This is a genomic window from Nocardioides acrostichi (assembly GCF_015319165.1).
Taxonomy (GTDB): Bacteria; Actinomycetota; Actinomycetes; order Propionibacteriales; family Nocardioidaceae; genus Nocardioides; species Nocardioides acrostichi.
Genome location: NZ_JADIVZ010000006.1, coordinates 32,858 through 44,638, shown reverse-complemented (window position 1 = coordinate 44,638; position 11,781 = coordinate 32,858). Strand labels below are relative to the sequence as shown.

Sequence of the window (11,781 nt, the reverse complement as noted above, 5' to 3'; positions counted from 1 at the left end):
CAACGACGCGTTCGGCCCTTCCGGCGGCGGAGCCTAGGCTGGCCCCATGCCCTTCGAGCTCCCGAGCAACCTGCACGCGAACTGTGGCCCGCTGGCCTGGATGCTGGGCACCTGGCACGGCAACGGCCACGGCGACTACCCGACCATCGAGCCGTTCAGCTACGGCCAGGAGGTCGTGGTGCAGCAGGATGGCCGCCCGTTCTTCCACTACTTCGCCCGTTCCTGGATCATCGACGAGAACGGTGGATTCGTGCGCGACGCCGCGCAGGAGACCGGCTTCCTCCGCTGCCCCGAGCCGGGCAAGGTCGAGATGCTGCTCGTGCACACCAGCGGTGTCTCCGAGACCTGGTACGGCCAGGCCGAGGACGGCAAGGTCGAGCTGCACACCGCCGGCGTGAGCTTCACCGAGAGCGCCAAGGAGGTCACCGGCGGGCACCGGCTCTACGGCAACGTCGAGGGCGACCTACTCTACGCCTACGACATGGCCGCGGTGGGCCAGGAGCTCCAGCCCCACCTGTGGGCCCGGCTGCAGCGGTCGTGAGTCGCGCCCGTGGATGCCACGCATGAGTGACGACCTGGCCGACCGGCTGCGCAACAGCGGGTATCGGCTCACGCCCCAGCGCGAGTTGATCCTGCGCGCGGTCGACCGGCTCGGCCATGCCACCCCCGAGGAGATCCTGGCCGAGGTGCGGCAGGCGTCGTCCGCCGTGAACGCCTCGACGGTCTACCGCACCCTCGAGGTGCTCGAACAGCTCGGCCTGGTGCGGCACACGCACCTCTCCGACCGAGCCCCCACCTACCACTCGGTGACCGACCACGAGCACTTCCACCTCGTGTGCCGGAAGTGTCAGCGGGTCCGCTCTGTTGACGCAGGTGAGGCGCAGGCGTTCGTGGCCGTGCTCGCCGAGCAGGGCTTCACCGCGGACGTCGGGCACCTCACCGTGTTCGGCCACTGCCACGACTGTTCGGAGGATCCTTCATGACCAGCCCCCTGCTCACGCTGCCCGGCGCGGTGGCCGGCAACGGCCTCGACGCACCGGTGGCCGCGCACTACGGCTCGTTCAACGCCGAGCAGCGCACCCTGGTCTCCGGCGAGGGCTTCGTCGACCACTCGCACCGCGACGTGATCCGCGTCAGCGGACCCGACCGGCTCACCTGGCTGCACTCGCTCACCACCCAGTACTTCGAGGGCCTCGAGCCCGGCGTGTGGACCTCCGCGCTCGTCCTCAGCCCGCAGGGCCACGTCGAGCACGCCTTCACCGGCGTCGACGACGGCACCGCGTTCACCGCCCACACCGAGCCGGGCGCGGGGGCGGCGCTGCTGGGGTGGCTGGAGCGCATGGTGTTCATGACGCGCGTGGAGCTCGCCGACGTCACCGGCGAGTTGGCCGCGACCTGGCGGGCGACGTCCACCGGACCCCGCTGGGAGCTGATCCCCCGTGGGGAGCTCGAGGCCTACGCCGCCGCGGCCGGGCCCGCCTGCGGGATGTGGGCCTTCGAGGCGCTGCGCATCGCCCGCGGTGAGCCTCGGCTGGGGCTCGACACCGACGAGCGCACGATCCCGAACGAGGTGGGCTGGATCGGCCCCGCGGTGCACCTCGAGAAGGGCTGCTATCGCGGGCAGGAGACGGTGGCGCGCGTGCACACGCTGGGTCGGCCGCCACGCCGGCTCACGCTGCTGCACCTCGACGGCACCGAGAACCGGCTGCCCACCCCGGGCACGCCCCTGCTGATGGGTGCGGGCCCCTCGTCGAAGCAGGTGGGCTTCGTCGGCTCCTCGGCCCGCCACCACGAGCTCGGCCCCATCGCGCTCGGCCTGGTCAAGCGCAACGTGCCCCTCGACGTCACGCTCGAGGTCACCGGTGACGGCGAGTCGATGCCTGCCGCGCAGGAGGTCCTGGTCGACCCCGAGGTCGGTCTGCACGTGCGTCCCCGACTCCGCTGAGCCTCGCGACACCCTCGCCAGACTCACTCGGCAGACATGGCGGCGGCCCCCGGGAGGGAGTCTCAAGCCGCCCCGGGGGCCGTCGCGTTCCTCACGTCGCGCAGTGGCGTCGTGTGGCTGGGGACGCCGGGCCGCACACCCGGCGTCGTGGTCCTCTTCGGTCGCTACCCGTGGTACGACGCGACGTGCGGACAGTTCTGACCGTGTCGCATCCGGCAGCGGACCTTACGGCGGAACCTGCGCAGCATTGGGTCACCTCCCCGATTCCAGGTCGCACACAGCCCGAGAGCACGACCTCGGCCCAGTCTTCCCCCATTGGGGTGAGGTCTCAATATGGTCTGGCCCACAGGTCGGCAACAGTTACCTGAGACCTCCTCAGGTAACGCGCCCTTCACGTGAGGGGCCGCGCTCGTACATCACGTGCACGTCGCTGGGGGCGAGGGTGAAGCCGAGGCGATCGCGGTAGACGGTGATGGCGGGCCCGTTGTCGGACTCGACGTAGAGGATCACCTCGGTCGCGCCGCGCCCCGCGAGATGGTGCAGCCCGGCGAGAGTGAGACGCCGGCCCAGGCCGCGCCCCTGGGTCTGAGGCGAGACCCCCACCACGTACACCTCGCCGGTGGCTGCGTCGTGCTGCTTGGTCCAGTGGAAGCCCAGCAGCGCACCGCTGCCGGCGTCCTCGGCGATGAGCAGGCCGGTGGGGTCGAACCATGGCTCGGCCATGCGGTCGGCGAGGTCGACAGCATCCATGCCGCCCTGCTCGGGGTGGTGGGCGAACGCGGCCGCGTTGACGGTGAGCAGGGCCTGCTCGTCGTCGGGCCGGTAGCCCCTGATCCGGACGTCGTCGGGCAGGTCGAGGGCCGGCAGGGGGTGGGCGGTGGGCCGCCGCATCAGCCAGAGCTCGCGCACCCGGGCGAAGCCGTGGCGCTCGGCGAGCCGGGCGGCGGCCGGGTGGTCGGCGTGCGACCAGGCCTGGAGCGGTGTCGTGTCGTCGACGCGGTCGAGCAGATCGGCGACCAGGCGAGCGCCGACGCCGCGGCGCCGCGCGTCGGGCACCACGGCGGCCGCCAGCTGGGGTGTGGCGGTGCCGTCGGCGGTGTCGTTCGGGCGCACGAGCAGCGCGAACCCGGCGTCGTCGACCGACGCGGTCACCCGCTCGGGGTGACGGCGCAGGGCGATGAGCGCGGCCTCGTCGAGGGGAGCGGCGCCGTCGGACTCGGTGGCGAGGTCGGCGGTGCGGGTGATCGGGTCGAGGTCGGGGTGGGGCATGGGCACAGTGTGGCGCGCGCCGCGGCGGGCACACAGGTCGGTGACAACTGGTGCACACGGCGGTTGGGCCCTTTCGGGCTGTCGGCGCTGTCGCCTACTGTGGCCGAACATGGGGGCGACCGCGGGGGGCGGAGGCTCGCGGCTGCGCTATCGGCCCGAGCTCGATGGCCTGCGCGCCGTCGCGATCCTGCTCGTGGTCGCCTTCCACCTCGACCTGCCCGGCACTCGCGGCGGCTTCGTCGGCGTCGACGTGTTCTTCACGCTCTCGGGCTTCCTCATCGTCGGATTGGTGCGCGCCGAGCTGGGCGGCGGCGGTCGTGTGCGATGGGCGGCGTTCTACGCCCGTCGGGCCCGTCGACTGCTGCCGGCGGCGGTGTTGGTCTACGTGTTCGTGCTGCTCGCCTCGGTGCTGGTGGTCGACCCCGACGGCGCGCGCGGCCGGGTCGCGATGTCGGCCGTGGCGGCGTCCGGGTCACTGAGCAACGTGTACTTCTGGGCGGTCGCGCCGGTCAGCTACTTCTCTCCCGAGGGCGACGGCTCCGAGCTGTTGCTGCACACCTGGTCGCTCGGGGTCGAGGAGCAGTTCTACCTCGGGCTGCCGCTGCTCGTGCTCGTGGCCGCGGTGCTCGCGCGTCTGCGCCCGGGGTGGAGCACGGCCCGCTCGCTGGCCGTGCTGGTGCCGGTCTGCTCGGTGCTGAGCGTGGTCGTCGCCGTGTGGCTGAGTCGCCACTACGACCAGGCCGGCTTCTATCTGCTGCCCTCTCGCTTCTACGAGATCGGCGCCGGTGCGACGCTGGCGCTGCTGCTGCCGGACCCGGGTGTGCTGCCGCGTCGGCTGCGCGACGTGCTGGCCCTCGCGTCGGTGCCGCTCTTGGTGCTGCTGGTGGTGCGGCCGCTCCCGGCGCAGGGGGTGCCCGGGGCGTGGGGGCTGCTCCCGGTGGCGTTCGCGCTCGCGGTCATCACCGGCACGGCCGGTGGGGCAGGCGGGGTCGGTGGAGTCGGCGGGGTCGGCGCGTTGGTGCGTCGCCTGCTGTGCAGCCGGCCCGCCGTGGCGCTGGGGCGGGTGTCGTACGGCTGGTACCTCTGGCACTGGCCGCTCCTGGTGCTCGCCTCGCTGTGGTGGCTGGGCACCGACCCGTGGTGGGTGCGCGTCGGAGCGGTGCTGGTGGGGTTGGGGCTCGCCTCCCTGAGCCTGCGCTACGTCGAGACGCCGGTGCGCCGCGGGCGCTTCACGGGCCGCCTGACGACGCGTCGCTCGCTGGTGGGGGCGTTGGTCAGCGTGGCCGTCGTGGCCCTGGTCGCCGGACTGGTGTCGGCGCAGGCGCGTTACGCCCCGCAGCCGGGCTACTGGGCCAGCGTGGCGACGGCGGAGGCCGACTACCCGCAGCTGCCCGCGTCGTGCGGTCAGACTGCGGCCGACCCGATGGGCACCGACGGCCGCGCCTGTCGTCTGCTCACGCCCGCCACCGCCGATTCACCGGTCGTGTTCGTCACCGGCGACTCCCACGCCTGGTCGATGCTGCCCGCGCTGGAGCAGGCGCTGCGCGGCACGGGGGTCGGCTTGGTCGACCTCTCCGAGCCGGATTGCCCACCCGGCGTGCGCCGCATCGACCTCACCGCCGAGTCCCTGGCCCAGGACCGTGCGCGACACGGTCGGTGCCTCGCCCTGAACCGCCGGGTGCTCGACCTCGTCGACGACACCGCGGCGCGACGTCCCGTGGGGGTGGTCGTGGCCGGGCGGTGGACAGAGCAGCTCGGGGAACACCCGCTGTCGGTCGCTGAGCGGGACTCCTCGCGGCTGGAGCTGTGGGGCTGGGCGCGTGGGGTGCTGCCCGACGAGCTGACCCGCGCGGTCGAGACGATGCAAGGCGACGGAGCCCGGGTGGCCGTCGTGGCGCCGATCCCTGAGATGCGTCGGCTGGTGCCGCAGTGCGTCGGGCTCCCCTGGGTGCCCGGCTCGTGCGACGTCACGCGCGCGGCCGAGACCCGGTACGACGCCCCGGCCCTGAGCATGGTCGAGAACCTGGTCGGCGCCACCGGCGCGACCCTGGTCGACCCCGCGCCCGCTCTGTGCGACGACCAGTCGTGCCGGGCGTCGTCCGGCGGCGTCGTCAACTACTTCGACGACGACCACCCCTCGGCCACGCGCAGCCGTTCGATGGCGGGGCTGTTCGAGCCGTGGGTGCGCGACCTCAGGGGTTGAGTCTGGGGGTTGAGTCTGGGGGTCGAGTTACCGGGGTCGAGTTACCGGGGTCGAGTCTCAGCGGTGGAGGGAGGCGCGCTCGGCCTTCTCGGTGGCGCGCGAGTCGGCCTCGGCCGCAGACTCCTTGGCCGGCACGACGAACCGGTAGCCGACGTTGCGCACGGTGCCGATGAGCGTCTCGTTCTCGGGGCCGAGCTTGGCGCGCAGCCGCCGCACGTGCACGTCGACGGTGCGGGTGCCGCCGAAGTAGTCGTAGCCCCAGACCTCCTGGAGCAACTGCTGGCGGGTGAACACCCGGCCCGGGTGCTGCGCGAGGAACTTGAGCAGCTCGAACTCCTTGAAGGTGAGGTCGAGCGGGCGGCGTCCGATCTTGGCGGTGTAGGTGGCGTCGTCGACGACGACGTCGCCGGAGCGGATCACGTGCGCCTCGGGGTCGTCGGCCTCGCGGCGTGCGGTCAGTCGGCCGATGGCGAGCTTGATGCGCGCCTCGAGCTCGGCGGGACCGCAGGTGTGCAGCACGACGTCGTCCATGCCCCAGTCGTGGGCGACGACGGCGAGGCCCCCCTCGGTGGTGATGAGGAGGATCGGCACCTCGGTGCCGGTCGTGCGGATCAGTCGGCAGAGGTCGCGGGCGTGGGCGAGGTCTTGGCGGCCGTCGACGAGCAGCAGGTCGCTGTCGGGGGCTTCGAGGAGAGCGCTGCCCTCGGCTGGCAGGATCTTCACCTGGTGGCCCAGCAGTGCGAGCCCGGGGATCACCTCCGCCGACGGCTGGAGGGCGTTGGTGAGAAGCAGAAGGTCACTCATGGCGGGATTCCTCGATAGGGATGACTGCACTGAGGACCGAAACACGACGTTGAGCTCCGGGCGATTGTTGGTGATGGTACCGAAACCGGCCGGACACAGTGGAGGGCATCGGCGTGAGTGAGACAGAGATCATCTGGAAGGTGTGGCGATGATCATCACGGTGCGGTACTGGGCCGGTGCCAAGCACGCGGCCGGTGTCGATCACGACGACCTGCCGGTGGACGGCGCACTGTCGCTCGCCGAGGTGCGCGCGCGAGCGGTGGGCCTGCACCCTCAGGGAGGGCTCGAGCGCGTGCTGGCGGTGTGCTCCTGCCTGATCGGCGAGGAGCCGGTGGGCAGCGGCGACCCGGCGCGGGTCATGGTCGAACCCGGCTCGACCGTGGAGTTCCTGCCGCCGTTCGCCGGTGGCTGACCGGTCGGTCCGGCGTCGAGATCAGGCCGCGGTGGCCTCGGGGGACTCCACGGGTGCGGGGGACTCGCCACCGTCGCGGAACGCGCGACCGAAGGCGATGGCCAGGGGAACCGAGACTGCCAACCAACTGACGGCGACGACGCCGATCACGATCTCCATGGGAGCCCACCTCCTTGTGAACCTGTAAACCCAGTGTTACCCCGCGTTGGTTGCTTTCAATGCCGAAACATGAGCGGTGCCCACCTGGTCTAGACCGACCGGGCAGCATGGCGACGGAGGCGGCCACGGTCGCGATCCCGGGCCACCCGGTGACCCGAGATCGCGACCGTGGCGCCCGTGGGCCTAGTGGTAGCTGACGAGTTGGGGTCGTGCTTCGAGGATCTCGAGGGGTTGGGTCGGGGCGTCCATCTGGACGGTGCCGGGCACGGGTTGAAAGGGTCCGCCGTCGAGGCTCCAGTCGGCACCCCACACGGCGGTGAGCCCGAGGTGGACCTCGCCGGCAGCGGTGTAGCGGTAGGCGACGTACTGGGATCTCGGGGTCTGCTCGGCATAGGCGACGCCGGGTTCGGTGGTGGTCATGGTGTGCCCATCACCGAGGGTCCAGCGGAACTCCTGGGCCTTGATGTCGAAGGTCACGCGGTGGCCGAGGAGCGTGACGGTGCGGCGGAACGGTGCGGCCTCGGTGCGGAAGATCGTGTCGATGTTGACCAGGGTCCGGCCGTTCGGCGGTTGAACGATGAGCTCCGGTGTGGGCAGGGGTACGCGTTTGAAGGCGCGGGCCACGAGCGCGGGCGTGACGGCGGGTGCTTGTGCGCTGCCGCTTGTTGGACATGAATCGCCGATCACAGCCATCGCGCCACTAGCGAACATGCCGACCGTCACCGTCATCGTGGTGCCGTCGGCACAGGTAGCAAGCGTTGTGCACCCGTGCAGGGCCGCGAGACTCTCGACACTGGCGGCGTCAAGGCATTGGGTCGTGCTCGACACGGAAACAATCGGATCAGACGTGGCGACGGATCCAGAGTTGTGGATCTCCCCGTCTTGAGTTGGTGGTGATCCTGCGTCCTTGACGCCGGCGTCGTATCCGGCGGTCCCTGCGTGCACGACCGGAGTCACAGGTGACGGGCCGCCAGAGGGGTCGGGCGGGTCTGCCGAGGCGACCGTGGGACGCAGGAGAAGGGCAAGTGTCAGCAGCAACCCAAAGTACTTCACTTCTTGGACACCTCCAGGACGGTCCAGGAGCCCCGCTCCCAGGCGACGTCGAAGTAGTAGGTCCGCTTGGCTGCAGCAAAGGTCTTGGTCTCGCCGAGCCCGTCGTCAACTCGTTGCTTCGGGATAGTCATGGTTCCGGTGACCGAAAGACGCGGGCCTGACCGATCAATGACCCCAACGCTGCTATCGGTGAACTGCCAAGGATCGCTCTTAACGTTGCCGCCCTGGCCGTAGACGCCGTCGATGATGTCGGTGAGCGTCTTGCAAGAGGTGCAAGCGGCATCGTTCAGTTGCTTGAGATCCCCGGTCTTGCCGGTTCTCGATGCTTGATTGAACTCATCGACCCAGTGTTGTGTAAAAGCCATGGCCCCCTGCGGTGTCTTCTTCTCCCACGGCTCCTTGACGTCCGCGGCGTCGGTGGTGGTGTCGTCCGAGGGGGTGGGGCTGGTGGACTCGGTGGGCTCGAACTTCGGTTCCGGATCACCCCCGCAGGCGCCCAGCGCGGCGATGAGCAGGGCGGCTGCGAGTGGGGTCGCGAGTCGTCGAGTGCGGAGCATGTGAGGCCTTCCCGAGGTTGTTCGTTACGGGGGCGGGTCGTGGATTCGGTTCGCTTGGTGGACTCGATCCGCGACCGTGGCGCCCGTGGGCCTAGTGGTAGCTGACGAGTTGGGGTCGTGCTTCGAGGATCTCGAGGGGTTGGGTCGGGGCGTCCATCTGGACGGTGCCGGGCACGGGTTGGAAGGGTCCGCCGTCGAGGCTCCAGTCGGCACCCCACACGGTGGTCAGCCCGAGGTGGACCTTGCCGGCAGTGGTGTAGCGGTAGGCGACGTACTGGGATCTCGGGGTCTGCTCGGCATAGGCGACGCCGGGTTCGGTGGTGGTCATGGTGTGCCCATCGCCGAGGGTCCAGCGGAACTCCTGGGCCTTGATGTCGAAGGTCACGCGGTGGCCGAGGAGCGTGACGGTGCGGCGGAACGGTGCGGCCTCGGTGCGGAAGATCGTGTCGATGTTGACCAGGGTCCGGCCGTTCGGCGGTTGAACGATGAGTTCGGGTGTGGGCAGGGGCACGCGTTTGAACGCGCGGGCCACGAGCGCGGGGGTGACGGTGGGTGCTTCCGCGTTCCCGCTCTGGGGATCGCATACCGTTTGGCTCGTCGATTCTGCGCCCGACTCGTACGTTGCGACGGTGGTCGTGATCTCAGTGCCGTTAGAGCACACTTGCGGACCGGTGCATCCGTGCATAGCCCACGTGTCGATCTGCTCCGCACCCCCGGCACACATGTGAATCGTTGTGGTTCCCGTTAAGGGGTCGCCTGCTGCGTCGCTCTGAACGCCGTCGGGAGGCGGGGTGGTTGGGTTGTCCGCCTGGTGCATGCTGACGCCAAACCCCTGGTCATTGTGCCCTGCCGCTGCCGTCGGGGGCGGTGGCTGTGGGTCGGATGAAGCAGATGGTGAGATCGCGAACGTTGCAGTCGCGCACACCACGAAGGTTGCGAGTCGCCTCATTGCCGCGTCACCTCGTTGGTGATCCAAGCGCCGTCCTTCCACTCGAGGTTGAAGGTGACTCGAAAGGTTTCCGCTGGGAAGGTGGTCGACTCGCCGTCTGGGTGGCGCGTTACCTGCTTGCTCGTCTTCATGGAGCCGGCGACGACAACCTTGAGGTTCGTGTCGGGAACGGCGCCGAAGGACAAATCAGATAGATGCCAGGCCTTACCCGTGATCTTTCCGCCATCGCTGTATGCATCATCGATGATGTTGAGGTAGGTCTTGCAGGTTGAGCACTTGGGCGATCCAAGTGCCTTGAAGTCGCTGGCGTCCCCAGTCTGAAACGCCTCGGAAAAACTCTGTGTCCAGTGCTTGGCGAAGGCGAGTGCCCCCGACGGTTTACGGCTCTCCCACGGCTCCTTGACGTCCGCGGCGTCGGTGGTGGTGTCGTCCGAGGGGGTGGGGCTGGTGGACTCGGTGGGCTCGAACTTCGGTTCCGGATCACCCCCGCAGGCACCCAACGCGGCGATGAGCAGGGCGGCTGCGAGTGGGGTCGCGAGTCGTCGAGTGCGGAGCATGTGAGGCCTTCCCGAGATGGTCGCGCCCACGGGTGGGCGCACGTCCAACCGTAGGAAGGCCTACCCCGATCGCGCCACCGTCAACCGCGCAGCCTGTGGAGAACCAGCGCCAGGCCGCGCGGGAAGAGCCCTCAGACCTGCTTGCGCAGGGTGTACTGCCACCGCAGGTAGTCGATGGAGTACTTGCCCGGACCATCCACGCACACCGCGTAGGTGGCGCGGCGCGCGGACTTCTGGGTCCACATCTCGTCCATGCCCCGCCAGGTGGAGTCCCAGCGCCAGCGCGAGCGCAGCACGCGGCCGGCGGTCGCGCCGGCGGGCAGCTTCACGTCGTAGGTGAAGCAGGCCGAGGTGTCGGGCTGGGTGCAGTCGACGACGAGGCCGAGTCCACCCTGCTTGGAGACCGAGCAGCCATGGTTGGCGCGCGTGTCGGGGGCCGAGCCCTGCACCTCGATGTGCCGGGTCACGGTCCGGTGGCCCGTCCGCACCCGCACGGGCACGGTGCGGGTGTCTTGGCGTCCGTCGGTACCGGTCGCGGTCACCGAGAGCGTGTAGCGGCCGGGGGCCGCCATCTTGCCGGTGGCCAGGCGTCCGTTCCAGCGCACGAACTGGCGGGCCGACGACGACACGTCACCGGCGCGCTCCACGCGCACCGGCTGGCCGCTGTGGTCGTACACGACCCAGCCCAGCGCGGCGGGGGCGTTGAGGTAAGCGCGCAGTCGGACGGCGTCGAGGTAACCGTCGTGCACGAGCGGGTAGAACGCCGGGCCGGTGGTGCTGACCAGGCCCGACATCAGCGGCTGGTCGCTCACCACGAACGAGGAGACGGCGTAGAGCACGCCGTCGGAGTCGAGCACCCGCAGGTGATAGGGGCCGCGCCTGCTCGGCAGGTCGACCTGCGGCTCGGACGGCGTCACGGTGCTGCGCACGACCTTGCGCGAGGGCAGCGTCGTCTCGAGCGTGAAGGTCTGGGGAGCGGTGCTGGGCAGGTCGTTGAACCCGATCGTCACCGGCACGGTGGCAGTGCCCGTCGGCACGAACGCCCCCTCGCTCGGCGAGTCGACGCTCACCCAGCCGAGGTCGTCGTTCGTGGCGCCGGCGATCGTGAAGTGGGACGTCGTGCTGGCCGCTCCCGTGACGCTCACGGTGTAGGCACCGTCGCGCCCGAGTCCCGTGGCCAGCGGAACCTCGACGGAGTCCGTGCCCGCGGGCACGTCGACCGAGGCGGTGGTCTCGCACGGCGAGGTGCCGGGCAGGGCGACGCAGCCGAGGTCGCGGGTGATCGCGATGTCGTAGTGGCCGGCGGTGACGCCGGAGAGCTCGACCGGGCCGGCGAAGTCGCCGTCGGTGGTGCTGTCGAGCACCGGCGAGGTGACCGTCATGACGCCGGCGGGCGTCGAGGCAGACGACGTCGGCGCGGTGCTGGTGGGGTCTGCGGGTGCGCTGGTCTCACGTGGAGCCTGGGTCGGCGTGGCCGGTGCGTCGCTCGCGGCAGCCGAGGACGACGAAGACGCTGCGGCCGGCCTGGTCGGCGTGCCGCTGGACTCGGCCGTGGCCGTCGCGGCGTCCGAGGAAGCGTCCGAGGCGACGTCGGACGCGGCGTCGGTGGCATCGACGGCCGGGCTGACGGCGGGCTCGGTGGTGGTGGGGGAGTCCGTGGGGGCGACGTCCTCACCGTGGGCCACGGCGAAGCCTTGGCTGAGGGTCAGGCCGGCGACCAGGGCGCCGGCGAACAGCCGAGCGCGCGTGCGGCGGGGGAGAGACACGAGGAGAAGGTTAAGCACTCCGAGGCGGGAACGGCAGACCTTTCGACAACGAGTCGGCACCAGTCTGGACAAACGCTCGGAGCCTGTGACTCCTGGGGTAGAAGTGA

Annotated in this window: 14 protein-coding genes; 6 read left to right on the top strand and 8 right to left on the bottom strand. The window is 70.4% G+C overall.

The window, feature by feature from the left end:
- Positions 1–46: 46 nt before the first annotated feature.
- Genes ISG29_RS12735 through ISG29_RS12720 form a run of 4 tightly spaced genes read left to right on the top strand, consistent with a single transcriptional unit; the run spans position 47 to position 2,146 of the window.
- Positions 47–541 carry an FABP family protein gene (locus tag ISG29_RS12735; protein ID WP_194503827.1) on the top strand — a complete coding sequence of 165 codons (495 nt, stop codon included), beginning with the start codon at positions 47–49 and terminating at the stop codon, positions 539–541.
- Positions 542–563: 22 nt separating this feature from the next.
- A complete protein-coding gene (locus ISG29_RS12730) occupies positions 564–983 on the top strand; it encodes a Fur family transcriptional regulator (protein WP_194503826.1) in 420 nt (139 codons plus the stop codon).
- Positions 980–1,945, top strand: coding sequence for a CAF17-like 4Fe-4S cluster assembly/insertion protein YgfZ (gene ygfZ / locus ISG29_RS12725; protein ID WP_194503825.1), 966 nt, complete (start codon positions 980–982; stop codon positions 1,943–1,945). The genes ISG29_RS12730 and ygfZ overlap by 4 nt, the downstream gene beginning before the upstream one ends.
- A gap of 36 nt (positions 1,946–1,981) precedes the next feature.
- Positions 1,982–2,146 carry a hypothetical protein gene (locus ISG29_RS12720; protein WP_194503824.1) on the top strand — a complete coding sequence of 55 codons (165 nt, stop codon included), beginning with the start codon at positions 1,982–1,984 and terminating at the stop codon, positions 2,144–2,146.
- Positions 2,147–2,320: 174 nt separating this feature from the next.
- On the opposite strand, the gene mshD is transcribed toward ISG29_RS12720, so the two are convergent.
- Entirely contained in the window at positions 2,321–3,214 is an 894-nt protein-coding gene (mshD, locus tag ISG29_RS12715) for a mycothiol synthase (RefSeq protein WP_194503823.1), read from the bottom strand.
- Positions 3,215–3,323: 109 nt separating this feature from the next.
- On the opposite strand from mshD, the gene ISG29_RS12710 reads away from it, so the two are divergent.
- Positions 3,324–5,417: an acyltransferase family protein gene (locus ISG29_RS12710; protein ID WP_194503822.1), complete on the top strand. Its 2,094-nt coding sequence runs from the start codon at positions 3,324–3,326 to the stop codon at positions 5,415–5,417.
- Between the two features lie 57 nt (positions 5,418–5,474).
- Here the strand turns inward: ISG29_RS12710 and ISG29_RS12705 are convergent, their stop codons facing one another.
- On the bottom strand, positions 5,475–6,221 hold the full coding sequence (locus tag ISG29_RS12705) for a response regulator transcription factor (RefSeq protein ID WP_235959672.1): 747 nt from the start codon (positions 6,219–6,221) through the stop codon (positions 5,475–5,477).
- A gap of 148 nt (positions 6,222–6,369) precedes the next feature.
- On the opposite strand from ISG29_RS12705, the gene ISG29_RS12700 reads away from it, so the two are divergent.
- Entirely contained in the window at positions 6,370–6,633 is a 264-nt protein-coding gene (locus ISG29_RS12700) for a MoaD/ThiS family protein (RefSeq protein ID WP_194503821.1), read from the top strand.
- Between the two features lie 21 nt (positions 6,634–6,654).
- Here ISG29_RS12700 and ISG29_RS12695 read toward each other — a convergent pair whose 3' ends face one another.
- The 6 genes from ISG29_RS12695 to ISG29_RS21675 all read right to left on the bottom strand — a co-directional run bounded on the left by ISG29_RS12695 (position 6,655) and on the right by ISG29_RS21675 (position 11,674).
- Positions 6,655–6,792, bottom strand: a complete 138-nt coding sequence (locus tag ISG29_RS12695) for a hypothetical protein (RefSeq protein WP_194503820.1) — start codon at positions 6,790–6,792, stop codon at positions 6,655–6,657.
- Positions 6,793–6,975: 183 nt separating this feature from the next.
- Positions 6,976–7,485: a hypothetical protein gene (locus tag ISG29_RS12690; RefSeq protein ID WP_194503819.1), complete on the bottom strand. Its 510-nt coding sequence runs from the start codon at positions 7,483–7,485 to the stop codon at positions 6,976–6,978.
- Between the two features lie 356 nt (positions 7,486–7,841).
- Positions 7,842–8,402 carry a DUF6318 family protein gene (locus ISG29_RS12685; RefSeq protein WP_194503818.1) on the bottom strand — a complete coding sequence of 187 codons (561 nt, stop codon included), beginning with the start codon at positions 8,400–8,402 and terminating at the stop codon, positions 7,842–7,844.
- A gap of 91 nt (positions 8,403–8,493) precedes the next feature.
- Positions 8,494–8,913: a hypothetical protein gene (locus ISG29_RS12680; protein WP_194503817.1), complete on the bottom strand. Its 420-nt coding sequence runs from the start codon at positions 8,911–8,913 to the stop codon at positions 8,494–8,496.
- A 434-nt stretch (positions 8,914–9,347) separates the two neighbouring features.
- Positions 9,348–9,938 (bottom strand): DUF6318 family protein, encoded by a 591-nt coding sequence (locus tag ISG29_RS12675; RefSeq protein ID WP_194503816.1) that lies wholly within the window; start codon positions 9,936–9,938, stop codon positions 9,348–9,350.
- Positions 9,939–10,039: 101 nt separating this feature from the next.
- Positions 10,040–11,674, bottom strand: coding sequence for a FlgD immunoglobulin-like domain containing protein (locus ISG29_RS21675; RefSeq protein WP_194503815.1), 1,635 nt, complete (start codon positions 11,672–11,674; stop codon positions 10,040–10,042).
- Between the last annotated feature and the right edge of the window lie 107 nt (positions 11,675–11,781).

Excerpts from the sequence above, each read along its gene's own strand:
- ISG29_RS12735 (WP_194503827.1), top strand. The coding sequence starts at position 47 with ATGCCCTTCGAGCTCCCGAGCAACCTGCACGCGAACTGTGGCCCGCTG.
- ISG29_RS12730 (WP_194503826.1), top strand. The coding sequence starts at position 564 with ATGAGTGACGACCTGGCCGACCGGCTGCGCAACAGCGGGTATCGGCTC.
- ygfZ (WP_194503825.1), top strand. The coding sequence starts at position 980 with ATGACCAGCCCCCTGCTCACGCTGCCCGGCGCGGTGGCCGGCAACGGC.
- ISG29_RS12720 (WP_194503824.1), top strand. The coding sequence starts at position 1,982 with ATGGCGGCGGCCCCCGGGAGGGAGTCTCAAGCCGCCCCGGGGGCCGTC.
- mshD (WP_194503823.1), bottom strand. The coding sequence starts at position 3,214 with ATGCCCCACCCCGACCTCGACCCGATCACCCGCACCGCCGACCTCGCC.
- ISG29_RS12710 (WP_194503822.1), top strand. The coding sequence starts at position 3,324 with ATGGGGGCGACCGCGGGGGGCGGAGGCTCGCGGCTGCGCTATCGGCCC.
- ISG29_RS12705 (WP_235959672.1), bottom strand. The coding sequence starts at position 6,221 with ATGAGTGACCTTCTGCTTCTCACCAACGCCCTCCAGCCGTCGGCGGAG.
- ISG29_RS12700 (WP_194503821.1), top strand. The coding sequence starts at position 6,370 with ATGATCATCACGGTGCGGTACTGGGCCGGTGCCAAGCACGCGGCCGGT.
- ISG29_RS12695 (WP_194503820.1), bottom strand. The coding sequence starts at position 6,792 with ATGGAGATCGTGATCGGCGTCGTCGCCGTCAGTTGGTTGGCAGTCTCG.
- ISG29_RS12690 (WP_194503819.1), bottom strand. The coding sequence starts at position 7,485 with ATGGCTGTGATCGGCGATTCATGTCCAACAAGCGGCAGCGCACAAGCA.
- ISG29_RS12685 (WP_194503818.1), bottom strand. The coding sequence starts at position 8,402 with ATGCTCCGCACTCGACGACTCGCGACCCCACTCGCAGCCGCCCTGCTC.